Source organism: Acinetobacter silvestris (genome assembly GCF_002135235.1).
Lineage (GTDB): Bacteria > Pseudomonadota > Gammaproteobacteria > Pseudomonadales > Moraxellaceae > Acinetobacter > Acinetobacter silvestris.
The window spans coordinates 142,494-169,221 of the sequence record NZ_NEGB01000004.1; the positions used below are offsets into that span (position 1 = coordinate 142,494).

Below are 26,728 nucleotides of genomic sequence, written 5' to 3' on the forward strand. Positions count from 1 at the left end.
TTCATTATTTAACAATTAATTCACAGTATTCAGATACACGTAAATGTCATCCACAACTGTCCGAGGCAGACTTTCATATAAAGCGTAAAGTTTCCGCGATTAATCAAATACTCGAAAACATTTGACGAGTTTTATGGATGACAATGGTTTTGCCTACTTTTGCCAAAACAAAAGTAGGTCGAACCGAAGGTTAATCCGAACACTCGAAGCCAAAAGAAAAGACTCCGCCATTCCACTTTTCATTCATATTTCAAATAAAATTTAAAATAAAAGCCACATAGGTAATGTACCCATGCAGCTTTTATGACTTAGATTCTAAATTAACCTAAAGCTTTTTCAGCAGCTTCAACGGTTTGGCGAATCAAAGTCGTAATGGTCATTGGCCCTACACCACCCGGAACAGGTGTATATGCAGAAGCAACGTCTTCAATACCGACCAATTGAATATCACCTACACCGCCACCCTCACGTGGATGGAAACCCGCATCAACCACTACAGCGCCTTGTTTAATCCAATCTTTTTGGATCAGTTCAGCCTTACCTACAGCACCGACAATAATATCCGCTTGCTTCACAAAATTAGCCAGATTCTGAGTACGCGAATGGCAAATGGTCACGGTAGCATTAGCCTCAAGTAACATTGCAGCCATTGGTTTACCCAAAATTGCAGAGCGGCCCACAACCACCGCATGTTTACCCGAAATTTCAATGTTGTGTTCTTTTAGAATCGTCATAATGCCTGCTGGCGTTGCAGAACCATACGCTGCTTCACCCATCGCCATACGACCAAAACCAAGGCAAGTTACACCATCAACATCTTTTGCAAGTGAAATAGCATCGAAACATGCACGTTCATCAATTTGTGCAGGCACTGGATGTTGTAACAAAATACCGTGAACATCAGGATTCGCATTGAGTTTTTCAATTTCTGCCAAAAGTTGTTCAGTGGTGGTTTCTTTACCTAATTCAACTTTTAATGAATCCATACCGACACGGCGACAAGCGTTACCTTTCATCCGTACATACGTTGCAGATGCACCATCATCACCGACCAAAATTGTCGCAAGAATTGGGGTACGACTTGTTTTTGCTTTTAACGCTTCTACACGTGTTAACAAGTCAGCTTCAATTTGTTTTGCCAATGCACGACCATCTAAAACTAATGCCACGGCACATCTCCAGAATAGATATGAATCAATTTCGCAAATAATACATCATTATTTGAATGATTTTATTCTATATGCTGATTTTATGTGCATCTACACTATTTATAGTATTGTTTTTTTTTCAAAGATTGCTAATATGTGCATCAACAAGTAATGGCGGGGTGGCAGAGTGGTCATGCAGCGGACTGCAACTCCGTGTACGCCGGTTCGATTCCGACCTCCGCCTCCAATCTTGTTGAAATGCCCGAGTGGTGAAATCGGTAGACACAGGGGATTTAAAATCCCCCGCCCACAAAGCGTGCCAGTTCGAGTCTGGCCTCGGGCACCATTTTAATACTTCTTAAAATGGTGCAATAAAAATTCCAGCTTTATGCTGGTTTTTTTATATCTAAAAATTATACTCCTTATATATCATCTTCTCTTGCCACCCCTTGACTGTTATCACCTATGCTGAATACAAAACAAGTTTCACTATATCTACAACAATTACAAACATTACACCCTCAAGCATTTAAGCGAAATTATTTATTTTATAGTCAAATTAAAACCAAGGGTCTTTTTGATGAACTCAAAGAAGCTGTTCCTTGGATTCTTGCTGCTATGATTTTTATCAGTATCTCCATTAGTTTAAGTCTTTATATTGGATCACACTTCCCACAGTTAGATACTTTCCAAACCAAAGGAATTTCAGTATTAATCATCATGCTTTTTTTCATGCTGATTGTTCCAGTAGTTATCAAGCAAATTAAACACAGCTCTACACATCTGTACCAACAACTGAGTCACACCCCCTTCAAAATAGCGACCTTAATTTTACTCCAAGCAGCGAATATTGCATTTATTCAAAGCTCACTTCTTCAAGGAGTATTATTCTTTTTAGCACTTAGCTTTGGTTTCGTTAAATTCTATAAAGAAAATATGTTTCGCGAACACACTAAAAATACCGACTACTACAATCTGCAACAGATTCGTCGTATTTGCCTGTGGTCGTACAAACAAGCAATTAAAACAAAATTTAAATTAACAATAACCAACAAAGACACCGAACAATACAAAACTTACCAACAACAATTTGCTTATTTTCTAGATTTACATTTACAGTTAATTCAATATGAAAATAAACTATGCAAGACTTACAAATTTATCGATCTAGATAGCTACATAGACAGCATGATGTAAAAAACCAAAACTTAGCTTTCAATCACTCTTAGTTCATTAAAATATTTATCATTAATTCAATATAGGGCCAAAGTCGCTCGATAATAATAATACCCCCACCATGTGATCAAACATAAACACACACATGACCAAACCGCAGCATGAATCAAAAGAAATACCTCGGGCTTTTAACCCATACCCTCTTAATTCTAAGTTTTTACGCTTTAAGACATAAAAACCCAATTTACTCAAACAGCATCAACACACCCAAATTGAACAGATAAAATACACTTAAACCATTTTTATGCTTTTAAACATATTAATTGTTTGAAAAGAAAGCAAATCATCATAAATAGTCTTGCCAAGATAAAGTCTGTACTTTATTATTGCGCACATGCCCGAGTGGTGAAATCGGTAGACACAGGGGATTTAAAATCCCCCGCCCACAAAGCGTGCCAGTTCGAGTCTGGCCTCGGGCACCATTTTAATATTTCTTAAAATGGTGCAATAAAAATTCCAGCTTTATGCTGGTTTTTTTACACCTATAAAAAAATATGCTTGAGATAATATTTATAAAATGAAAATAATTAAACAGATACTCAGCAGTACATGCATTTTGCTACTTTGCTCATTTACTTTTGCCAATGACAGCATAACAACTCAAAATACAGCTGAAACTATCTACGATATTTTTCCTGGTACCATTATCATCAAAAATAAACAACTGGTTCTATATCGCTGTACTTCTAGCGGTTATCAATATCCACTACATTTTAATCACATGAAAGATGAACAACGTATTAGAGAGTTAATCAAACTGTATCCCAAATTTTGGTTAACTTTAAATGCAAACCCTTTTGAAGAAAAAGGTCGTTATCGTTTAGCAGTAGAAGCCATTGCTGATGAACATTTAGGTGAAAGCTGCCATCTTAATGATGCATTACCACCATTAGAAAGTTAATTTAAACAAAAAAATAGAGAGTGACTTACCACTCTCTATTTGACACCAACTCTTCCATATCTATATCTATATAACCTTGATCTTGCACCACCATCATCATTGCTTCAATAATATAATCTGCAGCGGTACCATCTAGAGATGAATCAAGGTCTTCAAACTGCGGCTTCATTCCATTAATTTCAACCACAGTTGTACTCGCCAAATGATAGATTTCTCCATCAGATAAGCTTTTTTTTGCAAGTTTTTTTGCAAAACGTTCAATAAGTTGCTTAACTTCAGCAACCAGAATATCAGGATAATATTCATCATCAAACATTGGGAGAAGTAGATCGTTAAACATATCAACCTAAAAACAGCACATCAATCAGCGAGCTTATATAACACAATACCCGCAAAACAACAAACTGCCGTGCCTATTTTTTAGGTTTTACCGTCCAGTATTGATCTATTTAGGCCTCACTTGATCTGAGCTAAAATTCTTAGCTTGCTTGAGTAAATCTAAAAATTCTGCTCTTAATTCAAATGGATCTGGCTGATCTGCACTTTCCGCTAAATTTAGAATCTCATTCCAGCCCATTGCACCATTATATACACCACCACGCAACTGCTGCCCATAAGCGGCAACAGCAATCGCAAAACGAGTATCTGCACTTGCCTGACTCAAACTCTGACTAGACACCACTACAGGCTGACTCAGCAAAATACTTTGGCTTTGACTTGGCAACTTATATCTTAATTTTAAATAACCATATTCAGACTGTTTGCCTAAATTTTCCTTTTTACTCGGTTGATAACGTGGATCTGCCAACCAACCCTTTTGACCTACTGGAATAATTTCATACAATGCAGTAACGGTATGCCCCGCACCAATATCACCCGCATCGACCTTATCATTGTTAAAATCTTCATCCTTAAGCATTCGATTTTCATAACCAATTAAACGATACTCTTTAACCGTTGCAGGATTGAACTCCATTTGAATTTTTACATCTTGCGCAACTGTTGCCAGAGTTGAACTAAGTTGCCGTTGCAGGACTTTTTTGGCTTCTTTTTCAGTATCGATATAACTGTAATTTCCATCCCCAGCATCTGCCAATTGCTCCATCAATTGTTCATCATAATTACCCACACCAAAACCCAAAGTCGTAAATGAAATCCCCGTTTTACGCTTTTCAGCAATCATCCCTTTTAGGGTTTCAAAATTGGTAATTCCAACATTAAAATCACCATCAGTGGCAATCAGAATTCGATTAATCCCACCTTGGACAAAAGCTTTTTGTGCCTCACTATAAGCCAATTGAATCGCCTTCTCACCAGACGTTGCACCACCCGCTTTTAATTGAGCAATAGCACTTAAAATTTGTTCTTTATTTGCCCCTGATGTAGGCTCAAGCAATAATTTTTCACCACTTGCATAACTAATAATCGTGACTTTATCTTGCGGACGAAGTTGCTCCGTTAAAATACTCAATGTTTTCTTTACTAAAGGCAGCTTATTTGGATCATCCATACTGCCAGAAACATCCACCAAAAATACCAAATTTGCAGCAGGTAATTTCTTTGGATCAATATCTCGAGCTTTGATTCCAATTTTGATTATTTTCGCTTGTGGTTGCCATGGTGAATCTACGGTTTCGGTATGCACTGAAAATGGATGAGCTCCCTTCGGTTGAGGATAGTGATAATCAAAATAATTAATCAACTCCTCGACACGCACTGCATCTACAGGAGGTAACTGCTTTTCAATCTGCAAATAACGCCGCACATTGGCATAACTACCAGTATCAACATCAACACTAAAGGTTGAAATTGGTTCTTGAGCGACACGTTTGACCGTATTCGTTTCAATTTTTTGATATTTTTCGGTGTTTTCAATCAAATTTGGAACTGGAGCGACCATACTTGGCATTACTAGCGGTGCCACTCGAACCATCGTTTTTGCCGAAGCTTTTTCAGCATACTCCATCATTCCTGCATCATGAACAGAGTGTTGCGTTTGAGCGCAGGCGCTTAGTAAAACCACAGATACAGCTATAACCAATTTTTTTTGCTTTGCACGCATGACATCCATCCTATATTTTTATTTTAAAAATTCTGAGTCAAATCAAGTTAACATCATGCTCACCACATCATCTTAATGTTTTGTAACAACTTAAAGTGTACTTAAGTAAATTCATAAACACACTGTGCGTTAAGCATTGCGCATTGCATTCCATACTTTAATCGCATCACTCATCGCTTTAACATCATGCACACGTACCATACAAGCACCTTGTTGAATACTCATTAAGTGTGCAGCGACACTCCCCACCGCACGATGCTGCGCATCTGCACCACCTAAAGCCTCACCAATAAATCGCTTCCGTGAAAGTGCTGAAAGAATGGGATATCCCATTGCTTTTAATTGATAAAGCTCTTGTAGCAGCTTTAAATTTTGCTGTGCATTTTTAGCAAAACCAAAGCCAGGATCAATCATAATATGTTTAGCCTGAACCCCAGCCTGCAATGCAGCATCTACACGTTGTTGTAATTCATGCATCACATCTGAGGTTACATTTTTATATTGATCTAGATTATTCATCGTGGTTGGCTCACCACGCATATGCATAATAATAATTGGAATATTCAGCTCAGCTGCCGTTACCAGTGCCTGCGGACGTGTTAACGCACGCACATCATTCCAAATATGCGCCCCCGCATTTACTGCCGCTCGAATCACCTCTGGCTCTGAGGTATCAATAGATAAAACCACATCATATTTCGATAATGCTTCAACCACAGGCACCACGCGCCGTATCTCTTCTGCTATTGACACAGGTGTTGCACCCGGACGAGTCGACTCGCCACCAATATCAATCACTGTAGCGCCATCAGCGATCATTTGTAATGCATGCTTAACAGCTTGTTCTTTACCATTATGTTGCCCACCATCACTAAATGAATCTGGTGTCACATTTAAAATTCCCATAACATGCGGCGTAGATAAATCTAGTTGTCGGTTACTACACTGTAAAATTTTATTTGGTAAAGATACTAAATGCATGCTCAGTTCATCTCCAATAATATGCCAATTATTTTAGCGTGTTCTGAATACTTAGAGCGATATTTTTCATCTTGCGCTTTAGTATTTCCACCTATAAAAAAACCACCCGAAGGTGGTTTTAAATTTTAAGCTTTAGGCAAAGAAGGCAGTGGTGGCGGTGTTGATGGTCCCTCTGTAGGAGTAACATCCACAACTGGGTTTTCAGCCACATATACTTTAGGTGGTTGCGGCTCACGACCTTCCATGATGTCACGGATTTGATCACGATCAATGGTTTCCCATTCCAATAACGCTTTGACCATTGCATGTGCGATATCTTTTTTATTTTCTAAGATATCACGTGCAACGTTATACTGCTCATCCAAAATACGACGAACTTCCTGGTCAACTTGTTGTTGTGTCGCTTCAGAAATCGTACGGCTGCCAATATTACCCATAAATGATTGTTGAGAGTCATCTTCATAGACCATCACACCCATTTTGTCTGACATGCCGTATTTAGTCACCATTGCACGCGCCATTTTAGTTGCGCGCTCAAAGTCATTTGAAGCACCCGTCGAAATACGATTAATAAAGACTTCTTCCGCAATACGACCACCAAACAAAATTGAAAGTTCATTCAACATCTTGTCTTTATAATGGCTGGTTTGGTCGAATTCAGGCAACTGCCAAGTCACACCCAATGCCCATCCACGCGGCATAATCGTAACTTTATGCACTGGATCTGTGCCTGGTAAAGTTTCCGCAACAATCGCATGACCTGCTTCATGGTAAGCCGTAGCACGACGCTCTTCTTCACGAATCACCATCGATTTACGTTCTGGCCCCATGTACAACTTATCTTTAGCATCTTCAAAGTCATGCATATCAACTGTATTCTTATTACGACGAGCAGCAAATAATGCAGCCTCATTCACAAGATTGGCCAATTGTGCACCTGAAAAACCTGGTGTACCACGTGCCAATACTTTGACATCAACACCGGTTACTGAAGGTAATTTTTTCATGTGGACATTTAAAATTTGCTCACGACCTTTAATATCTGGCAGGCTAACCATGACTTGACGGTCAAAACGGCCTGGACGAAGTAAGGCTTTATCCAGTACGTCTGCACGGTTAGTTGCAGCAATAACGATAATACCTTCATTGCCTTCAAAACCATCCATCTCTACCAGCATTTGATTCAGCGTTTGTTCACGCTCATCATTACCACCACCTGTACCTGAACCACGATGGCGACCAACTGCATCAATCTCATCAATAAAGATAATACATGGCGCATGGCGTTTTGCCTGTTCGAACATGTCACGTACACGCGACGCGCCCACACCAACAAACATTTCAACAAAGTCAGAACCAGAAATACTAAAGAATGGAACCTTCGCTTCACCCGCAATTGCTTTAGCAAGTAAAGTTTTACCCGTTCCTGGAGGACCAACCATCAATACGCCTTTAGGAATACTCGCACCTAAACGCTTAAATTTTGCAGGATCTTTTAAGAAATCAACAATTTCAACAACTTCTTGTTTTGCTTCATCACAACCAGCTACATCAGCAAAAGTGACCTTAATTTGATCTTCAGACAACATTTTAGCTTTGGATTTACCAAAACTCATTGGTCCATTTTTACCGCCTGCACCACCGCCCATATTACGCATAAAGAACATGAACAGAAGAATAATTAATAATACAGGGAAGCTCGCAATGAGAAGCTGCATCAATAAACCTTGACGCTGTGGAGCAGTACCTTCAACAGTGACATTATTTTTTGTCAAACTTGGCATAAGTTGAGGGTCTTCTATCGCAGGACGGACACTTTCAAACTTAGTACCATTGGTTTTTTCACCGCTGATTTGTAGACCATCAATTGTAACTTGCTTCACTTGACCAGCATTGACAGCAGCCACGAATGCTGAATAGTTCATCGCATCGGGTTTGTCGCGGTCACTGATGTTACTGAAAATAAGAATCAGCACACCTAGGATAACGAGCCACAATACGGCATTTTTGAAGATATCGCTCAAAGCTTTATTCCCATATCAATCTAATTTGATCATGCCCAATAGCGGGTGACCCTAACCAAAGCTAGTAAACAGCTTGTCATAAATTTAAAATTGTACAAAATGCACAATTTTTCACAGCTTGGCAAGTAAACTTTAACGTAAAGCTTTTTTACGCCCCTGTCCAATTAAGAACACTTCTTTTGAACGGGCACGTGAAGCTAATGGTTTTGACGTTTTTAAAACATCAAAGCTATCAACAACCTGTTTACGGAACTCATCAAAACCGATTCCTTGGAAAACTTTTACCACAAATTGCCCTTTAGGTCCTAAAACCTTATTGGCAAAATCCAATGCCAGCTCACACAAGTAAATTTGACGCGGTTGATCTACTGCCTTGTTACCTGATGTATTGGGGGCCATATCTGAAATTACAACGTCTACTTGGCGTCCATCTAAAAGATTTAACAGTTTTTCGAAAACTTCTTCTTCACGGAAGTCACCTTGTAAGAAGGTTACATCAGTCAATGCATCCATTTCTAAAATATCAGATGCAATCAATAAACCCTTAGATCCCACCAGTTTACCCGCAATTTGCGACCAACTTCCTGGTGCAGCACCCAAATCAACCACGGTCATTCCTGGTTTTATAATTTTATATTTTTCTTGCATTTCAAGTAGCTTATAAGCTGCACGCGCACGATAACCTTCCTTCTGTGCTTTTTTCACATAAGGATCGTCTAAGTGCTCTCTCATCCAATCACGACTACTTTTAGATAACTTTGGGTTGGTGATGCGTGTAGCCATAACTCTCAATTTACTAATTAACGTCTGATCTTTGATTGTACGTGAAATTCTTTCATGATGCAGTATACATCTGTATCTAACTATGCACTCACCACTGCATGTTTTTTCAAATCAGCTTTATTGATTATTTCTACAGAATTTACAGCGCTAAGAGTCGAGCTTTGCTATACTGAGTCGTTTTTAAAATTAGGTTATCTTTATGGCGGCTTTATCTATTCAAGAACGTAAACGCTTACGTCAAATTGGACATGCACTCAGCCCAGTAGTCATGCTTGGCGGACAAGGTTTAACTGAAAGCGTCGTTGAAGAAACAAATCGTGCTTTGAGTGATCATGAACTGATTAAAGTTAAGATTGCAGGCGAAGATCGTGACGCACGTGTTGCTGCAATTACAGAAATTGCTGAAGTTACTGGCTCAGAAGTTGTTCAAACTATTGGTAAAATTGCTTTGCTTTATAAAAAAGCTGCAAAACAAAATCCAAAACTGTCTAATCTTGTTCGTCACGCAAATGTTGCAAAATAACAAGTTTATTCACTAGACAACTTTGAAGATTATTTTATGGCAAGTTATGACCTGAATGCTTTTGATCGTCGTTTTCAATCGATTTCTTTAGTTGCAGCAATTGAACAGCAGAGCCCATGCAGCTTAAATGTGGCTTTTTGGCTAAGCGATCCAAATCAATTGATTCAATATCCTGAACTAGCGAATTCACATCCTCGTCAGGATTATCTATGGGAACAGACTTGCTTTGAAATTTTCATTGGTGTCCAAGATGAAGATTATTATCGTGAAGTCAACCTCTCCCCTTCACAAGCTTGGCAAGTCTATCAATTTGAAGAATATCGTTATCCTGAAGACATGCCACCACAGCCTGCTTCTGATATCGATCTCAATCATTTAAAACGCACCCATTATGGTTTAAATGTTAGTTTAGATTTAACTGAGTTTATGGTTGCACATAAACTTAAATGGGAAAATTTGTTTATCGGTTTAACCGCCGTTTTAAAATTGGAAAACTCAAATCAGTACTATGCCATGCAGCATAGTAGCCCACAGGCCGATTTCCACAATAAACGCGATTGGTTACATCAGTGTTAATGCCTATTTAAATGCTTATTCAATATTTTTAAAGTGAGGATACCACCTCACTTTTTTATTGTTTGGTAAAATATAATTTTCCCTTACTCACTTATTCCACTGCATATCAAACAGATACTCTAAAAACACAAATCTAATAAAAATATGTATTTGAATTTTTAGTCAATTCCAAAATCCTTGATTTTTTAAAAAATATATCTTTCACAAAAAACAAGACAATAATCTGACATATTCTTGGTAATTAACGTGGACTTTTAACCCTTTCATGCGTATAATTCACTGTTAAGTTACAAGCGAGCAGACCAAGGGGGGACTATCTTTTTCAATTAAAGATAACCATCCTTTTTTTATGTCTACTCGCTTTTTTAAAGCCTAAAATTCAGGAGCTTTGGTTTGAGCATCCCCGCCATTTTAGCCCTCGCTGATGGAACGATCTTTAAAGGTACGTCTATCGGAGCATCGGGTTCTACGACTGGTGAAGTCGTTTTTAATACAGCAATGACTGGTTATCAAGAAATTTTAACTGACCCAAGCTATGCACAACAACTTGTGACGTTAACTTACCCACACATTGGTAATACAGGTTGTAATGAAGAAGATGCCGAGTCAGGTCGAATTCATAAAGTCTGGGCTAACGGTTTAATCATTCGTGATTTACCTTTATTGCATAGTAACTTCCGCGCTACGCAATCTTTAGGCGACTATTTAAAACAACATAATGTTGTTGCCATAGCAGATATCGATACACGTAAACTTACACGTATTCTGCGCGATAAAGGCGCACAAAACGGTTGTATTCTTGCAGGTGAAAATATCACTGCAGAAGAAGCAATTGAAAAAGCACGTGCATTTGGTGGCTTAGATGGTTTAGATCTTGCTAAAGAATGTTGTGACCCTGAAAGTTATGAATGGACTGAAGGTTCATGGGCACTTGGGCAAGGCTTTACTCAACCAGAACTTAAATTCCATGTGGTTGCATACGATTACGGTGTCAAAACCAACATCTTACGTATGCTTGCAGACCGTGGTTGCAAACTTACTGTCGTTCCTGCTCAAACACCTGCAGAACAAGTACTTGCTTTAAATCCAGATGGCGTATTCCTATCAAATGGTCCTGGCGATCCTGCTGCATGTGATTATGCGATTGAAGCTGTAAAAACCATTGTAGAAACCACAAATTTACCTGTGTTTGGTATTTGTTTAGGTCACCAAATTCTTGCGCTCGCTTCTGGTGCTAAAACCATGAAGATGAGTCACGGCCATCATGGTGCCAACCATCCTGTACAAAACATCGAAGATGGTACAGTGATGATTACTTCTCAGAATCATGGCTTCGCTGTAGATGCGGATACATTGCCAGCAACATTAAAAGTGACACATAAGTCATTATTTGATGGAACAAACCAAGGTATTCATCGTACAGACAAACCAGTATTTAGCTTCCAAGGTCATCCTGAAGCGAATCCTGGTCCACATGACTGTGCCCCATTGTTCGATCATTTCATCGAACTTATTGAAGCATCTAAGAAGTAATTAAGGAGCGATCATGGCTAAGCGTACAGACATTAAAAGCATCTTAATTATTGGTGCAGGCCCGATTGTCATCGGCCAAGCATGTGAGTTCGATTACTCAGGTGCACAAGCATGTAAAGCACTTCGTGAAGAAGGTTATCGTGTTATTTTAGTGAACTCTAATCCAGCCACTATTATGACCGATCCAAGTATGGCAGATGCCACATATATCGAACCGATTACTTGGCAAACTGTTGCACAAATCATTGAAAAAGAACGTCCAGATGCGGTTTTACCGACTATGGGTGGTCAAACTGCATTGAACTGTGCCCTTGCGTTAGACAAGCATGGCATCTTAGAAAAATTCAATGTTGAATTGATTGGTGCGAGTAAAGATGCCATTGAAATGGCTGAAGACCGTAAATTGTTTGATGATGCGATGCGTCGTATTGGTCTTGAATGCCCACGTGCTGCTGTTGCCAGCAACATGGAAGAAGCATTTGAAATTCAAGCAAAACTAGGCTTCCCTTCTATTATTCGTCCATCATTCACCATGGGTGGTTCAGGTGGTGGTATCGCGTATAACCGCGATGAATTCATTGAAATCTGTGAACGTGGTTTCGACCTTTCTCCAACCCATGAATTATTGATTGATGAATCTTTAATTGGTTGGAAAGAATATGAAATGGAAGTTGTTCGTGACAAAAACGACAACTGCATTATCGTATGTACCATTGAAAACTTTGACCCAATGGGCGTACACACAGGCGACTCAATCACTGTAGCACCTGCACAAACACTGACAGATAAAGAATTCCAATTATTACGTAACGCATCTTTAGCTGTTCTTCGTGAAATTGGTGTTGAAACGGGCGGTTCGAACGTTCAATTCGGTATTAACCCGAAAGACGGTCGTATGGTTGTAATCGAGATGAATCCACGTGTTTCACGTTCATCTGCGCTTGCTTCAAAAGCCACTGGATTCCCAATCGCTCGTATTGCAGCGAAGTTGGCAGTCGGTTATACCCTTGATGAATTGAAAAATGACATTACTGGTGGCGTAACCCCAGCATCATTTGAACCATCAATTGACTATGTTGTTACTAAAATCCCTCGTTTCAACTTCGAGAAATTCCCACAAGCTGAAGCAATCTTAACTACACAGATGAAATCTGTGGGTGAAGTCATGGCGATTGGTCGTAACTTCCAAGAATCTATGCAGAAAGCACTTCGTGGCCTTGAAGTCGGCGTATGTGGCTTTGATGAGCAAATTGAAGTGGGTGCTGAAGGCGCGAAGGATAAAATCCTACAAGAGCTTAAAGTTCCAGGCCCAGATCGTATTTGGTATATCGCTGATGCATTCCGTCATGGCTTCAGTTTAGATGAAATTTTTGCTGCAACCAATATTGATCGTTGGTTCTTAATTCAAATTGAAGACATTGTTAAGACTGAAGAACAAGTTAAAACTTTGGGCTTCGGTGATTTGAATGCAGATAATATCCGTTCGTTCAAACGCAAAGGTTTGTCTGATCTTCGTATTGCAAACTTGATGGGCATTTCACAAAAACAATTCCGTAAACAACGTTGGAACTTGGGTGTTTACCCAGTGTACAAACGTGTTGATACGTGTGCTGCTGAGTTTGAATCAGATACAGCTTACATGTATTCAACTTATGATGAAGAATGTGAAGCAAACCCATCGACCAAAGATAAAATCATGGTGATTGGTGGTGGTCCTAACCGTATTGGTCAAGGTATTGAATTCGATTACTGCTGTGTTCACGCTGCGCTTGCAATGCGTGAAGATGGTTATGAAACCATTATGGTCAACTGTAACCCTGAAACGGTTTCTACTGACTATGACACTTCAGATCGTTTGTACTTCGAACCAATTACACTAGAAGATGTGTTAGAAATCGTACGTATCGAGAAGCCTAAAGGTATTATCGTACAGTACGGTGGTCAAACACCTTTGAAATTGGCTCGTGCGCTTGAAGAAGCTGGTGCGCCAATTATTGGTACATCACCTGATGCGATTGACCGTGCAGAAGACCGTGAACGTTTCCAACAAATGATTCAACGTCTGCAACTTCGTCAACCAAACAACAGCATTGTAAAATCTGCTGAAGAAGGTATGGCTGAAGCATCTAAAGTGGGCTATCCACTTGTAGTACGCCCTTCATACGTGCTGGGTGGTCGTGCGATGGAAATCGTCTATAATGACGATGAACTGAAACGCTACTTACGTGATGCGGTTCAAGCATCAAACGAAGCACCCGTACTACTTGACCGTTTCTTAGATGATGCCATTGAAGTTGATGTGGACTGCGTATCTGACGGTAAAGATGTGGTGATCGGCGGGATCATGCAGCACATTGAACAAGCAGGTATTCACTCAGGTGACTCTGCATGTTCAATTCCTCCTTACTCTCTTTCAAATGAGATTCAGGACGAAATGCGTCGTCAAACTGTTGCGATGGCAAAAGAGCTTGGCGTGATTGGCTTGATGAACGTACAGTTTGCTGTAAAAGGTAATGACGTTTACATTTTAGAAGTGAACCCACGTGCATCACGTACTGTGCCATTCGTTTCTAAATGTATCGGCGAGTCTTTAGCCAAAGTTGCTGCACGTTGTATGGCTGGACAATCTTTAGTCTCTCAAGGCTTTACTAAAGAAATTATCCCGACACACTTCGCAGTAAAAGAAGCAGTGTTCCCATTCAACAAATTCCCAGGTGTTGACCCTATTCTTGGCCCAGAGATGAAATCTACAGGCGAAGTCATGGGCGTTGGTAAATCTTTTGGTGAAGCGTTCTATAAAGCTGTGTTAGGCTCGAACGACCGTTTACCAGGTCTGCCAACCGAAGGTGAAGTGAAACATGCATTCTTGTCTGTCCGTGAATCAGATAAGCCACGTGCGGTTGGTATTGCTAAACAGTTGACTGATCTTGGCTTTAAAGTTATCGCAACTGGCGGTACTTATAACGTGATCAAAGAGGCTGGTATTGAATGTGAGCGTGTGAATAAAGTCACCGAAGGTCGTCCTAATATTGTGGACCGCTTGAAAAATGGCGAAGTTCACCTCATTATCAACACATCTGAAGGTAAACAAGCGCAGCAAGATTCGTTCTCGATTCGTCGCTCTGCACTTCAAGGCAAAGTGTATTACACTACAACCTTAAATGGTGCCGATGCTGTATGCCAAGCTTTAGCAATTCAATTGCCAATGGATGTATACCGCTTGCAAGACCTTACTAAAGGTTAATTAAATTCCGATAAGTCCCGTCACCTATCGGTGGCGGGATTTTTTTCATTTTTAATCCGTATTTTTTAATACATAACAACTGTGAGGGACAACAATGAAACGTTATCCTATGACGCCTGAAGGCAAAATTGCCCTAGAGAAAGAATTACAACAGTTAAAATCTGTTGACCGTCCACGCATTATTGCAGCCATTGCTGAAGCGCGTGAACATGGGGATTTGAAAGAAAATGCGGAATATCATGCTGCTCGCGAGCAACAAGGCTTCTGCGAAGGTCGTATCCAAGATATCGAAGGTAAATTGGGTGCTGTTCAAGAAATTGACGTCAAAGCACTTGAAAAAAATGGTCGTGTGGTTTTCGGTGTGACAGTGACTATCGAAAACTTAGACAATGAAGAACAAAAAACTTATAAGATTGTTGGTGATGATGAAGCTGACTTTAAGATCAATAAGATTTCTGTGAACTCACCGATTGCTCGTGGTCTTTTGGGCAAAAGCGAAGGCGATGAAGCAAAAATTACAACACCTCAAGGTGAAGTAGAATACGAAATTGTGAAAGTTGAATATCTTTAAAATTTAAAGATTCGATTTCAGACCCCTCTTTTGAGGGGTTTTTCTTTTTAAGTATATCCACATCGCCATTTAAAATGAGCAGTACTTTTTCAGTTATAATAAAGCACCCTTTCCTGCTGTCTTTTTTATGGATCAATTGATTAATTCCCCTGTTAAACACTGGTGCGAGTTCGAATTCATCTCTAAAACGGTGAAGAACCCCAACATCCAGATCAAAGGGAATTATTCATATTATTCAGCTTATTGGGATCAAGGTTTTGAACGTTGTGTGGTGCGCTATCTACATGATAAACCTGCTACCGTTGAAAAACCGATAGATCAGCTACATATTGGCAACTTTGTCTGTTTTGGCGCAGAATGCGTGATTATGATGGGTGGAAATCAGTTACATCGCCCTGATTGGATTTCGGCTTTTCCGTTCGATACCCGTAGCTTTGTCCCTGCTGGTGATACCATTATTGGTGATGGTTGTTGGATTGGTAGCCGAGCCATGATTATGCAAGGAGTAACACTAGGCGAAGGTGCTGTGGTTGCGACAGGTGCTGTGGTAACTAAAGATGTGCCGCCTTATGCTGTGGTAGGTGGTGTTCCTGCCAAAATTATTAAATATCGTTTTCCCGAGGAAGGTATAAAAAAACTACTTTCTCTAAAGCTGTATAATTTAGATGAAAAGCAGTTTTTAAAAATGCGTGAACAATTACAGACGGATGATGTCGAAAAGTTAGTTCAATATTTTGAAAACTTTAAATCCTCTATTTAATTATTACAAAACAACAAGTTTCATATTATTAATTATATAAACGTAAGCACGATTTCCATAACAGCCAGATTGAAGTCCCAGACTAAATTTTTGAATCATCACGGATAGAACTTTTCCACTCACAACGCACTGAATTTTTCTTACTAGCCATGTATATCAATAAAAATTCAAGTGATTAAAAACAAACAAAATATGACTTTAAAAATCCCATATAGCGATGTATTACATTATTTTAAGTACGAATAAAAAGTAATTAGTGCTTTTAAAAAAGCATTAATTTATCGCAACTTCACCTTAAAAGTTCTTACTCAACTTTAGTGCAATAGAGATTATTTATTCATCAACTCTATGTTAGTTTCCTTACCAATAAGTACAAATATACATATATTATCCACAGCAAATTACTGGGTTTTATTTGTATAAAATAAAGATTATGATCAAAGAACAAGCTTTATTAGTCCGAGTCTTTATCAAAATACCGTTGCATTTTTTGTAAAAACAATAAGGAGAAATACACATGGCGTATCATAATATTCTAGTGCCTATTGACGGTTCAGAAAACTCACTCAATGTGATTAAACCTGTAATAGAATTAGCAAAAATTTTTAATAGTAAAGTGACGATTGTACAAGTGATGACCCTTGATCCTTATATTGCAGCAGAATATATGGTTAGTGGTCCCAGCAATCAACTGATTGAACGCGCAAGAAACTTTATTCAGGCAAACCTAAATACCGCAAAAGAAAAGTTTGCCGCTGAAGGTTTAGACGTTGAAACCAAACTTCTAGAAGGCGAAAGTATTTCACGTACCATTGCAAAAGCAATTGAAGAGTTAGGGAGTGATTTAGTGGTCATTAGTTCTCATGGTCGAAGCGGATTTAAGAAATTTATTATGGGCAGTGTGGCACAAAGTCTAATGACAGAAATCCAAACCCCAATACTTGTGATCAAACAATAAAAGTAACAAACATGATTTGAGAGCCAATCGAATCAGCTCAAACCAAGACAAAACTAATTTATTAGCTTGTTTTAGTTTGAGCCAATCTTAAGAATCTTAAAGTCATCTATTTACACTACGCTTCCAAATGAACATTGGTACTAAACAAACCATCCCAATGAATACAATCAAGCTTAAATAGTCTTGATAACCCAAAAGATCACCAGCAACCCCACTTACTGTGTACAGTACCCCTCCCAACATGGCCATAATAGAGACCTGAAAGGTAAAGTCCGTAGCTGCATGCATTTTACGACTATATTGCATAACGATGGTCAAGATCACCACCAATAACATCGCAGAAAATAGATCCTCACAGGCATTGATTAAATAGATCCACCAAGGTTGAATCATGCCTTTATTTTCAAATAAATGTGCCAACCATACAAATCCCAACAAACTCATTATTTTCAAAATTGAAAATAATAGAAGTGCATTGCTACGTTGTATATATTTAAGGAGATAACTTGCAATACCAGCTCCCAATAAAGCAGCAACTGCGCCCAACATGGTGACATAAATTCCAATTTGCGATAATGACAAACCTAAATCAACCAATAAGGGTTTAATAATGGGGCCTGATAAGCCATCGGTAAGTTTGATACTGCACAGAACAACAAACCACCACAGCATCGTTTTTGAGGTCAAAAAGTATCTTAAATAAGATCTAATTTGCGGAATGATTGATTGCAGGTCTACACGCTGAAGAGGTTTTTCTTCTCTATGTTTTTCTTCTCTATGTTTGTGTTCAGGTTCTTTATACAGCCAAATTGGAATGGTGTTGATTAAAACAATGCCCGCTAGAATTAAAAATGTTGCTTGCCAAGTAAGCCAATCCATCGCCCAAAGAATTGCACCACCACCGATGATAAAACCTAAGCGAGAACCAACCACTTGAAACATATTGCCCCAATGTTGCTGTTCTTCTTTTAAGATACTCACCGCAAGCCCATCAGTAGCAATGTCTTGAGTAGCACCTATGCCATTCATACAGAGTAAGGCAACAAAAAACATGCCCAGATACAGTGGCTGATTTAGCGCTTGAATCGGTAAAAAGGACAATATAATAAGGATTATGACACTCAATAATTGTGCTGGTAAAATCCAACTGCGATAATGACCAATACTTTTATATCCACATCGATCAACCCATGGTGCCCATAAAACTTTTATCGCCCATGGGGCCATTAACAAACCAAAACCACCAATTTGTGCTAAAGAAACACCTTGATAACGTAAAATAACGGGCAATGCATGCGTCATAAAGCCCACAGGTAAGCCTTGCGCCCAATATAAAGAAAAGAGTAAGAGATATAATTTGGGTGCTGTTGATATCATCATTTTAATTTATGTTTATTCATCCATACTTTACAAAACATCTCATCTAAAGTTATATATAGAAATAGAGACCATATTTAAGTTTTGCCTATGATCAATTCTGAGCAAAAATTTAACTTTTAAAACTTTTGAGTAGCCCTATAAAAACAATGTCAAAGAACTTCCCCACTCTACCCGACCAAGTTCCACAACGTGGAAGCCCTACAAGTCGTCATTTTTTTAAAAATCTCTATCTTGCACAAGATTGGGGATTTGATGGTGAATTTCCAAATCTACCTAAAGCGGTTGCAATCATATCACCGCATACTTCATATTTTGATGGTTTTTATGCTTTTTTAGCAATGTTGGGCATTGGAATTCAAGTCACTATTTTAGGTAAAGATAGTTTATTTAAACCTCCATTTAAATCTTTCTTTAAATGGATGGGCGTAATTCCGGTACAGCGGGATTCCCCTCATGGTTTAACGCAACAAGTTATCGATATTATCCATTCTAGAGATAAAATTTGGATCGCGCTTGCCCCTGAGGGAACCCGAAAAAGGGCAGAAAAAATTAAAAGTGGCTTTTATCATATTGCTTATGGTGCACAGATTCCGATTGTTATGTTTGCATTTGACTATGACCAAAAAGTTATCCGTTGCTTAGGTGTGATGCAACCTACTGGAAATTATGAAAAAGATTTAGCTGAAATTTTGTCGCATTATAAAGGTCATTTTTCTCCAAAAATTTCAGCGCGCTTAGCCAAACCGTTACAAAAACTATTGAAAAAACGCTAGAAAATTAAGCAACAATCTGTTGTCATGTGCGCATATTTTTGCTTTAAAGATGTACAAACATGCGATTTAAACAACTTGGATTTATAGGCCTGATCGGTCTTGCCTTAGTTGGATGTGACAAAACAGTCAAAACACCGACTCAAACAACAGCCATCAAAGCACGAGAGCCAATTATTGCAATTGCCTTGGGTGGTGGTGGAGCAAAAGGTTTTGCACATATTGGTGTGTTAAAAGTTTTAGAATCTCACGGAATTAAACCGAAGATTGTAACGGGTACTAGCGCTGGAAGTTTTGTCGGCAGTATCTATGCCAGTGGTAAAACGCCGTATCAATTACAACAAATTGCTCAGCAACTAAAAGAATCCGACCTTCGTGATTTAACCCTAAATAGTCAAGGCTTTGTCTTGGGACAAAAACTGCAAGATTACGTCAATCTCAATGTCGCCAATAAGCCTATTGAAAAATTTCCTATTCGTTTTGCTGCAGTTGCAACACGTTTAGAAACAGGTAAAAAAGCAGACTTTATTAAAGGCAATGCCGGACAAGCCGTTCGTGCATCTTGTAGTATTCCCAACGTCTTTGTACCCACTAGTATTGGTCAGGCAAAATATGTCGATGGTGGATTGGTTAGCCCAATTCCAGTACAAACAGCCAAAGATATGGGGGCTGATATCGTGATTGCCGTTGATATTTCTGCACGACCATCAGGTAGTCAACCGATAAGTATGTGGGGATTATTAGATCAAACCATTAATATTATGGGCCAACAAAGTATTCAAAATGAATTGAGCCAAGCCACGATCGTGATTCAACCGAAAGTTGGACATTTAGGTACACTCGATCTAACAGCCAGTAACCAAGCTGTTTTAGAAGGTGAAAAAGCCGCTCAAGTCAAAATTATTGCGATTCAAACTGCAATTAATAATTTCAAAAAATCACCCGCTGCGTTTAAACCAGCCCCGCGTGCTAAGTTTTAATTCAAAAAATGAGAAAATTCACGTTTTCATATTCAGATGAGTTGTGATCTGCTACATTGATATAGATGACCTGTCTTCTATATCAATGATAATGACAAGAGTAGATGTATGAACTTTATTTTTGAACCGTGGCATTGGTTTGTATTGGGCATTCTGCTCATGTTATCTGAATTAATCCTACCTGCATTTGCGGCATTATGGTTTGGTATTGCCGCCATCATTGTCAGTATTCTGCTGTGGCTCATTCCCAGTATGAGCTTTACTGTGCAAATTATCTGTTGGATCATCCTCTCTATCATCTGTACCGTTGCTTGGTTTAAGTGGATTAAGCCACTCTCTATCGATAAAACTCAAGCAGGCTTACCCCGTGAGGCGACCATCGGACAAACAGGCATGGTCATTCAGACGGGTTTAGCCCATGATCAAATTCGTGTCCGCTTTCCTATCCCATTATTAGGCTCAGATGAATGGAATTGCCGTACGCTAGCGCCTGTACAAGTGGGTGATCGCGTCCGTGTGACTGATATTTTAGGTAATGATCTTGTGGTACAACCACATTCGACTGCACTATAAATCAAAGAAAAGAGGTACAAAAAATGGGTTTTGGTTCAATTGTTGTTTTAGCACTATTATTATTTGTAGGTGTGACCATTTTTAAAGGCGTCCGAATTGTACCGCAAGGTTATAAATGGATCGTACAGCGCTTAGGAAAATATCATACTACACTGACTCCTGGCCTAAGTTTTGTCATCCCTTATGTCGATGAAGTAGCATATAAAGTCACTACCAAAGACATTGTATTAGATATTCCATCACAAGAAGTGATTACCCGAGATAACGCGGTATTACTCATGAATGCAGTCGCTTATATTAATTTGACCACGCCTGAAAAAGCGGTTTACGGTATTGAAAATTACACGTGGGCAATTCAAAATTTGATACAGACTTCACTACGCTCAATTGTCGGTGAAATGGACTTAGATGATGCCTTATCTTCACGTGATCATATTAAAGCTAAATTAAAAGCAGCAATATCAGATGATATCTCAGACTGGGGAATTACATTAAAAACAGTTGAAATTCAGGATATTACACCATCAAGCACCATGCAATCTGCCATGGAAGCTCAAGCTGCTGCAGAGCGTCAACGTCGTGCTACGGTTAGCCGTGCAGATGGTGAAAAACAAGCGGCAATTTTAGAAGCAGATGGTCGTTTAGAAGCCTCTCGTCGTGATGCTGAGGCTCAAGTCATTTTGGCAGAAGCATCGCAAAAATCCATTGCAATGATTACCGCTGCTGTCGGTGACAAAGAAGTTCCAGTCGCATATTTACTGGGCGAACAATATGTAAAAGCTATGCAAGATATGGCTAAATCAAATAATGCCAAAACTGTGGTATTACCAGCGGATATTATGAATACGATTCGTGGTGTTATGGGTCGTAATCACTAAAGCAATTTTGACCGATTCAATCAGTAATTGATCAAAATTATAAAACAGGCAATGTGTAATCACTGCCTGTTTTTTATGCTTAATGCCTTATTCTATTGTCGTATTTAATCTCTGTTTTCTTACAAATAGACACTCCAGCCCTGCCCCCTCACGTTAATTATTTTATATTCGCTCTATTATTCTATTCAGCTTGATAAACAAAGCACTGAGCAAGATCGAATTAAACATTTTGAAAAAATGAACTCTATATCAGCAATACACAGATTAAAAAATAGATACAAAAAAGGAGCTAGCATAGCCCCTTAGTCATTACTCAAAACTTAGCTTTTACGTGATAATAAAAATTGTGAAATTTGATTTAAGTCAGCCGCATTCTCGCCAAAATAAGCCAGTGCTTGGAAAGCTTGGTCATGTAATTCCTGTGCATAGACTTGAGCTTGCTCTATACCCATTAACGCAGGATAAGTCGACTTATCTACTTGCTCATCTTTACCTGCAGTTTTACCTAAAACATCTGTATCTGAAATGACATCTAAAATATCATCTTGTACTTGGAAAGCTAAACCTATGGCTTGACCATATTGACGTAGTTTCGGGATCGCATGATCTGTTCCTTCAAAAATCGTCACTGCAGCCATCATAATCGCAGCTTGAATAAGTGCGCCAGTTTTATTCCGATGAATTTTTTCAAGATGCTCTTGGTCTACCCGCTGACCTTCTGCTTGTAAATCGAGTACCTGACCACAAACCATTTTTGAACTTGCTGTGGCTAAAATCTGCATTTGCTTTAATACAATCGGTGCAGCAACGGAGATAGCTTGATCAAACAAACGACTCCCTAAAACCTCAAAAGCCATCGATTGTAAAATATCACCTGCAAGTAATGCCGTATCTTCCCCAAAAGCAACATGACAGGTCGGTTGTCCACGACGCAATAAATCATTATCCATACAAGGTAAATCATCATGTGCCAGTGAATAGCAATGAATTAATTCAATTGCGACGGCTGCACGACGCACTGCTGCATAATTGGATTGATCAGTACTTAAATTTGCCGTCGCATAACAGAGTGCCGGACGAATACGCTTACCACCTAACATGACCGTGTGAAAAACAGCGGCTTTTAACGGTTCAGGTATAGAAAAAGCTGTTAATGCTGTTTCTAAGTCTTGTTGAATACGTTGCTGTGCCTGTTGCAGAATTTCTGCATTCACATTAGGAATTGATGTCACTTTTGCCTCGGATTTTCAGCTTGGTGGTATGGAATCACCCATATTAATGATTAGTATTCTACAATGAATAGATGTAACTCTCATCTATTTAATTTATACAACGTTTTTAAATAATGAGCCTATTCTAAAATTCTGTTGGATTTAGCGCTTACTCCATTTTAATGAGACGACCTAGCGACATAAAAAAATTACGTTAACTCACTCTGCCAGCCAGTTAAAATTGATTCAACCTGAATCATAAACAATCAGGAATTTTCATTTTTACATTTGCATAAAAAAACCCTGCTTTCGCAGGGTTTTTTTTGAATCAATTGGAAGGATTAACCACCGAATTGGTTCATTGTGTTTTTAGAGTCATCACCAGCTTTCAATGCATTGTCGCCAGCGAAGATTTCTTTGTGATCATCACCGATGTCAGAACCAGCCATTGCTTGGTGTTTAACACATGCAATCGTACCGCGGATTTCTTTACGTTGTACGCCAGCAACATAAGCAAGCATACCTTGATCGCCGAAGTAACCTTTAGCAAGCTCATGAGTAGAAAGAGCAGCTGTGTGGTAAGTCGGAAGTGTGATCAAGTGATGGAACACACCCGCTTCACGAGAAGCATCCGCTTGGAATGTACGAACTTTTTCGTCAGCATCAGCAGCTAATTCAGTTTCGTCATACTCAGCGCTCATCAATTTAGCACGGTCATAAGCAGAAACGTCTTTACCTTCAGCAACAAAACGGTCATAAGACTGTTGACGGAAGTTTAAAGTCCAGTTGAATGATGGGCTGTTGTTATAAACAAGCTTCGCATTTGGAATTGTTTCTTTCACACGGTTCACCATGTGAGCTATTTCGTCAACGTTTGGCGTCGCAGTTTCGATCCAAAGTAAGTCAGCACCATTTTGTAAGCTAGATACGCAGTCAAGTACAACACGGTCAATTTGTGTATCAGGACGGAACTGGTACAAGCCAGAAGCTAAACGCTTAGGACGGTGTAATTTACCATCACGCTTGATCAAGATTTCATCTTCTTGAGCATCTGCAATGTCAATTTCAACTGTGTCTAAGAAACCGATATACTGAGAAGCGATATCGCCTGGCTCTTTAACCACTGGGATTTTTTGAGTCAAGTCAGCGCCTTCAGAGTCAGTACGCGCAACGATGATACCGTCATCAAGACCCATTTCTAAGAATGCATAACGTAATGCATGGATTTTAGAGATGAAGTCTTCGTGTGGAACAGTTACTTTACCAGCTTGGTGACCACATTGTTTCGCATCAGATACTTGGTTTTCGATTTGTAGTGCACAAGCACCCGCTTCGATCATTTTCTTCGCAAGTAAATAAGTCGCTTCTTCGTTACCAAAGCCAGCATCGATGTCCGCAATAATTGGCACAACGTGAGTTTGGAAACCATCGATTTGAGCAGTAATTTCAGCAGCTTTAGCAGTATCGCCCGCTTCGTTTGCTTTTTTAAGCGCACGGAATAAATCGTTTAATTCTTTCGCATCAGCTTGACGAAGGAAAGTGTAGATTTCTTCGATTAAAGCAGGTACTGAAGTTTTTTCGTGCATAGATTGGTCAGGAAGTGGACCGAATTCTGAACGAAGTGCAGCAACCATCCAACCAGAAAGGTAGATGTAACGCTTGTCAGTTGTACCGAAGTATTTTTTGTTCGCAATCATTTTTTGTTGTGCGATGAAACCGTGCCAGCAACCTAAAGATTGAGTATATTTGCTAGAGTCAGCATCATATTCAGCCATATCACGACGCATAATTGCAGCGGTATATTTAGCAATATCTAAACCAGTTTTGAATTGGTTTTGCATTTGCATACGTGCAGCATCTTCTGGGCTAATATCGCGCCAAGTGCTACCGAATTTTGCTTTTAATTCGCGGATTGCATCTACTGCTGTTTGATATTGAGTCATGATATTTCCTGTAATAATATTAGGATTTCATCAGTTGAAGGACTAAATCTTCTCACTATTTATTTGTTCAGATTTAGAGCACTTCGTTGTTATGAATACAGCTTAGAGGGAGTCAAATAATTAATCCAATAGCCTGCGTTAATTTTCAGTATTTATTTAAAAAATATGTAGATTAAAGTCGTATGATAATCATTTCAAGAATCAACAAGCATATGTTTTTAAAAAATTTATTAAAAATCAAACCACACTACAATTGTATAGTGAATCATCAGTTCATTTAATTTATCAATGTTAGACTTAAGTCTCACCTCACGATTTCATGTCTTATTTTTACTCGTTATAGCCCTATCCGAACTTATTTATGTGCTTAATGATCTGTTCTAAACAATCTGCGCTACAAGGTACAGACATCACTTTTAAGTGCTGATCTGTAGATCTTTCCTCAGATAAAATCCATGTTGGTGTAGATGAAAATGAATCCAATAAAATCTAAATTTTGATATTTTTCGCTTTATTCATTTATATAAAAAATTAGCTTTATATTTGTATAGTTACGCTGTTTTTTTCATCGTGTTTCTACACAACCCTTAGTGCTTATGGCATAATCATTATAATTTCTTGATTTTATCTTCGGTATTTTTTTTATGAATCTGGAACGGGTCGATCTAAACCTACTCATTTATCTTGATGTACTTCTACGTGAAAAAAATGTAACCCGTGCAGCAGAACAATTGGGGGTAACCCAACCCGCAATGAGTAATATTTTACGTCGTTTACGTAATTTGTTTAATGATCCGCTTCTGATTCGCTCTTCCGAAGGCATGACCCCAACAGAACGTGCTTTAGAATTACAACCTCGTATTCGTGATGCTCTTTCCGACTTATCGATGATTTTGGAACCGCGTACCGAATTTCGTCCTTATACCTCAAACCGTGTTTTCCGCATTATGACGTCTGACTATGCAGAGGCGACTTTAGTACCTCGTCTAGTCAAAGCCTTACGCTCAGAAGCCCCCAATGTTGTCCTCGACTTTTTAACGCCAAGCGATGTGTCCTACCGCGACATGGAGCAAGGTAAAGTTGATTTAGCCATTAACCGTTTCAATGAAATTCCACAAAGTTTCCATCAAGTTTTAGTCTGGCGCGACAGTTTCTCTTGCCTACTCAATAATAAACATCCAGCAGCAGCGAATTTAAATTTAAAAAGCTATTTAGATGCGCAACATATTTGGGTATCTAAAACAGGTATGGGCGTTGGCTTTGGCGTAAATCCTGATAAACAAGCTGGACTGGGCTGGATTGATCAAGCGCTCGAGCGTATTGGTCAAAAACGTAAGATTTCAGTCTTTACTCGTCATTATCAAATGCCGGCGCTTTTGGCTGCCAATGTCGATTTAATTGCGACACTACCGAGTCGTATTGCGCGCTTACAGTCAAATAATCCAAATCTTCTCATTAAAGATCCACCATTCTATATTCCAGAATTTGAGTTAAAGATGGCTTGGTGTCCATTATTGCACCATCACCCTGCTCATCGCTGGTTACGTCAGCTCATTCTGTATGTCGCACGTCAAATGATTGAAGAAGAAAATCGTGAATTTTTAACCAACAATTCGCATTTTTCTAAATATTAAGCTTATTTTTTTATAATTTGTCTTAAGCTCTTCCTCTTTCAAGCTTATAATTCTCAATT

The 26,728-nt window shown here is 39.0% G+C and carries 23 protein-coding genes and 3 tRNA genes; 17 read left to right on the top strand and 9 right to left on the bottom strand.

The features are described 5' to 3' along the window. Nucleotides 1-320: 320 nt before the first annotated feature. On the bottom strand, nt 321-1,169 hold the full coding sequence (gene folD, locus B9T28_RS08445) for a bifunctional methylenetetrahydrofolate dehydrogenase/methenyltetrahydrofolate cyclohydrolase FolD (RefSeq protein ID WP_086203544.1): 849 nt from the start codon (nt 1,167-1,169) through the stop codon (nt 321-323). Between the two features lie 152 nt (nt 1,170-1,321). Between folD and B9T28_RS08450 the strand changes: the two genes are divergently transcribed. The 5 genes from B9T28_RS08450 to B9T28_RS08470 all read left to right on the top strand — a co-directional run bounded on the left by B9T28_RS08450 (nt 1,322) and on the right by B9T28_RS08470 (nt 3,285). Further along, nucleotides 1,322-1,395 (top strand) — tRNA-Cys (locus B9T28_RS08450). Nucleotides 1,396-1,408: 13 nt separating this feature from the next. Next, a tRNA-Leu gene (locus tag B9T28_RS08455) sits at nt 1,409-1,494 on the top strand. Between the two features lie 119 nt (nt 1,495-1,613). Further along, nucleotides 1,614-2,345, top strand: a complete 732-nt coding sequence (locus tag B9T28_RS08460) for a hypothetical protein (protein WP_086203545.1) — start codon at nt 1,614-1,616, stop codon at nt 2,343-2,345. A gap of 375 nt (nt 2,346-2,720) precedes the next feature. Next, nucleotides 2,721-2,806, top strand: a tRNA-Leu gene (locus B9T28_RS08465). 95 nt (nt 2,807-2,901) lie between these two features. Continuing rightward, nucleotides 2,902-3,285: a hypothetical protein gene (locus B9T28_RS08470; protein WP_086203546.1), complete on the top strand. Its 384-nt coding sequence runs from the start codon at nt 2,902-2,904 to the stop codon at nt 3,283-3,285. Nucleotides 3,286-3,310: 25 nt separating this feature from the next. Here the strand turns inward: B9T28_RS08470 and B9T28_RS08475 are convergent, their stop codons facing one another. The 5 genes from B9T28_RS08475 to rlmE all read right to left on the bottom strand — a co-directional run bounded on the left by B9T28_RS08475 (nt 3,311) and on the right by rlmE (nt 9,135). Then, the gene (locus B9T28_RS08475; protein ID WP_086203547.1) at nt 3,311-3,625 is read right to left on the bottom strand and encodes a DUF5713 family protein; all 315 of its coding nucleotides are present in this window, start codon (nt 3,623-3,625) and stop codon (nt 3,311-3,313) included. Nucleotides 3,626-3,730: 105 nt separating this feature from the next. Continuing rightward, nucleotides 3,731-5,347 (bottom strand): vWA domain-containing protein, encoded by a 1,617-nt coding sequence (locus B9T28_RS08480; protein ID WP_086203548.1) that lies wholly within the window; start codon nt 5,345-5,347, stop codon nt 3,731-3,733. Nucleotides 5,348-5,476: 129 nt separating this feature from the next. Then, nucleotides 5,477-6,328, bottom strand: a complete 852-nt coding sequence (gene folP, locus B9T28_RS08485) for a dihydropteroate synthase (RefSeq protein ID WP_086203549.1) — start codon at nt 6,326-6,328, stop codon at nt 5,477-5,479. Nucleotides 6,329-6,453: 125 nt separating this feature from the next. Continuing rightward, entirely contained in the window at nt 6,454-8,352 is a 1,899-nt protein-coding gene (gene ftsH, locus B9T28_RS08490) for an ATP-dependent zinc metalloprotease FtsH (RefSeq protein ID WP_086203550.1), read from the bottom strand. 132 nt (nt 8,353-8,484) lie between these two features. Beyond that, nucleotides 8,485-9,135 carry a 23S rRNA (uridine(2552)-2'-O)-methyltransferase RlmE gene (gene rlmE, locus B9T28_RS08495; RefSeq protein WP_086203551.1) on the bottom strand — a complete coding sequence of 217 codons (651 nt, stop codon included), beginning with the start codon at nt 9,133-9,135 and terminating at the stop codon, nt 8,485-8,487. A 199-nt stretch (nt 9,136-9,334) separates the two neighbouring features. Between rlmE and B9T28_RS08500 the strand changes: the two genes are divergently transcribed. The 7 genes from B9T28_RS08500 (at nt 9,335) to B9T28_RS08530 (ending at nt 17,300) form a co-directional block, all read left to right on the top strand. After that, the gene (locus B9T28_RS08500) at nt 9,335-9,658 is read left to right on the top strand and encodes a YhbY family RNA-binding protein (RefSeq protein WP_086203552.1); all 324 of its coding nucleotides are present in this window, start codon (nt 9,335-9,337) and stop codon (nt 9,656-9,658) included. A gap of 36 nt (nt 9,659-9,694) precedes the next feature. Then, complete coding sequence (locus B9T28_RS08505; RefSeq protein WP_086203553.1) at nt 9,695-10,234, top strand: DOMON-like domain-containing protein; 540 nt, start codon at nt 9,695-9,697, stop codon at nt 10,232-10,234. 393 nt (nt 10,235-10,627) lie between these two features. Then, entirely contained in the window at nt 10,628-11,767 is a 1,140-nt protein-coding gene (gene carA, locus B9T28_RS08510; RefSeq protein ID WP_086203554.1) for a glutamine-hydrolyzing carbamoyl-phosphate synthase small subunit, read from the top strand. Nucleotides 11,768-11,780: 13 nt separating this feature from the next. Continuing rightward, entirely contained in the window at nt 11,781-15,011 is a 3,231-nt protein-coding gene (carB, locus tag B9T28_RS08515) for a carbamoyl-phosphate synthase large subunit (protein ID WP_086203555.1), read from the top strand. A gap of 94 nt (nt 15,012-15,105) precedes the next feature. Then, nucleotides 15,106-15,582: a transcription elongation factor GreA gene (gene greA, locus B9T28_RS08520; RefSeq protein ID WP_086203556.1), complete on the top strand. Its 477-nt coding sequence runs from the start codon at nt 15,106-15,108 to the stop codon at nt 15,580-15,582. A gap of 127 nt (nt 15,583-15,709) precedes the next feature. Further along, nucleotides 15,710-16,342, top strand: a complete 633-nt coding sequence (locus B9T28_RS08525; RefSeq protein ID WP_086203557.1) for a CatB-related O-acetyltransferase — start codon at nt 15,710-15,712, stop codon at nt 16,340-16,342. A 517-nt stretch (nt 16,343-16,859) separates the two neighbouring features. Continuing rightward, nucleotides 16,860-17,300, top strand: coding sequence for a universal stress protein (locus tag B9T28_RS08530; protein ID WP_086203558.1), 441 nt, complete (start codon nt 16,860-16,862; stop codon nt 17,298-17,300). Between the two features lie 102 nt (nt 17,301-17,402). On the opposite strand, the gene B9T28_RS08535 is transcribed toward B9T28_RS08530, so the two are convergent. Next, nucleotides 17,403-18,680, bottom strand: coding sequence for an MFS transporter (locus B9T28_RS08535; protein ID WP_434057129.1), 1,278 nt, complete (start codon nt 18,678-18,680; stop codon nt 17,403-17,405). 146 nt (nt 18,681-18,826) lie between these two features. Here B9T28_RS08535 and B9T28_RS08540 point away from each other — a divergent pair, with 146 nt between their 5' ends. From B9T28_RS08540 to B9T28_RS08555, 4 genes are all read left to right on the top strand, one after another. After that, on the top strand, nt 18,827-19,453 hold the full coding sequence (locus B9T28_RS08540) for a lysophospholipid acyltransferase family protein (protein WP_086203559.1): 627 nt from the start codon (nt 18,827-18,829) through the stop codon (nt 19,451-19,453). 59 nt (nt 19,454-19,512) lie between these two features. Then, nucleotides 19,513-20,430, top strand: coding sequence for a patatin-like phospholipase family protein (locus tag B9T28_RS08545; RefSeq protein ID WP_086203560.1), 918 nt, complete (start codon nt 19,513-19,515; stop codon nt 20,428-20,430). 108 nt (nt 20,431-20,538) lie between these two features. After that, nucleotides 20,539-21,003: an NfeD family protein gene (locus B9T28_RS08550; protein WP_086203561.1), complete on the top strand. Its 465-nt coding sequence runs from the start codon at nt 20,539-20,541 to the stop codon at nt 21,001-21,003. Between the two features lie 23 nt (nt 21,004-21,026). Further along, nucleotides 21,027-21,881, top strand: a complete 855-nt coding sequence (locus tag B9T28_RS08555) for an SPFH domain-containing protein (protein ID WP_086203562.1) — start codon at nt 21,027-21,029, stop codon at nt 21,879-21,881. 320 nt (nt 21,882-22,201) lie between these two features. Here B9T28_RS08555 and B9T28_RS08560 read toward each other — a convergent pair whose 3' ends face one another. Continuing rightward, nucleotides 22,202-23,113 carry a polyprenyl synthetase family protein gene (locus B9T28_RS08560; RefSeq protein WP_086203563.1) on the bottom strand — a complete coding sequence of 304 codons (912 nt, stop codon included), beginning with the start codon at nt 23,111-23,113 and terminating at the stop codon, nt 22,202-22,204. Nucleotides 23,114-23,433: 320 nt separating this feature from the next. After that, nucleotides 23,434-25,035, bottom strand: coding sequence for an isocitrate lyase (locus B9T28_RS08565; RefSeq protein WP_086203564.1), 1,602 nt, complete (start codon nt 25,033-25,035; stop codon nt 23,434-23,436). Between the two features lie 644 nt (nt 25,036-25,679). Between B9T28_RS08565 and B9T28_RS08570 the strand changes: the two genes are divergently transcribed. Continuing rightward, nucleotides 25,680-26,669 (top strand): LysR family transcriptional regulator, encoded by a 990-nt coding sequence (locus B9T28_RS08570; protein ID WP_086203565.1) that lies wholly within the window; start codon nt 25,680-25,682, stop codon nt 26,667-26,669. Nucleotides 26,670-26,728: the final 59 nt, after the last annotated feature.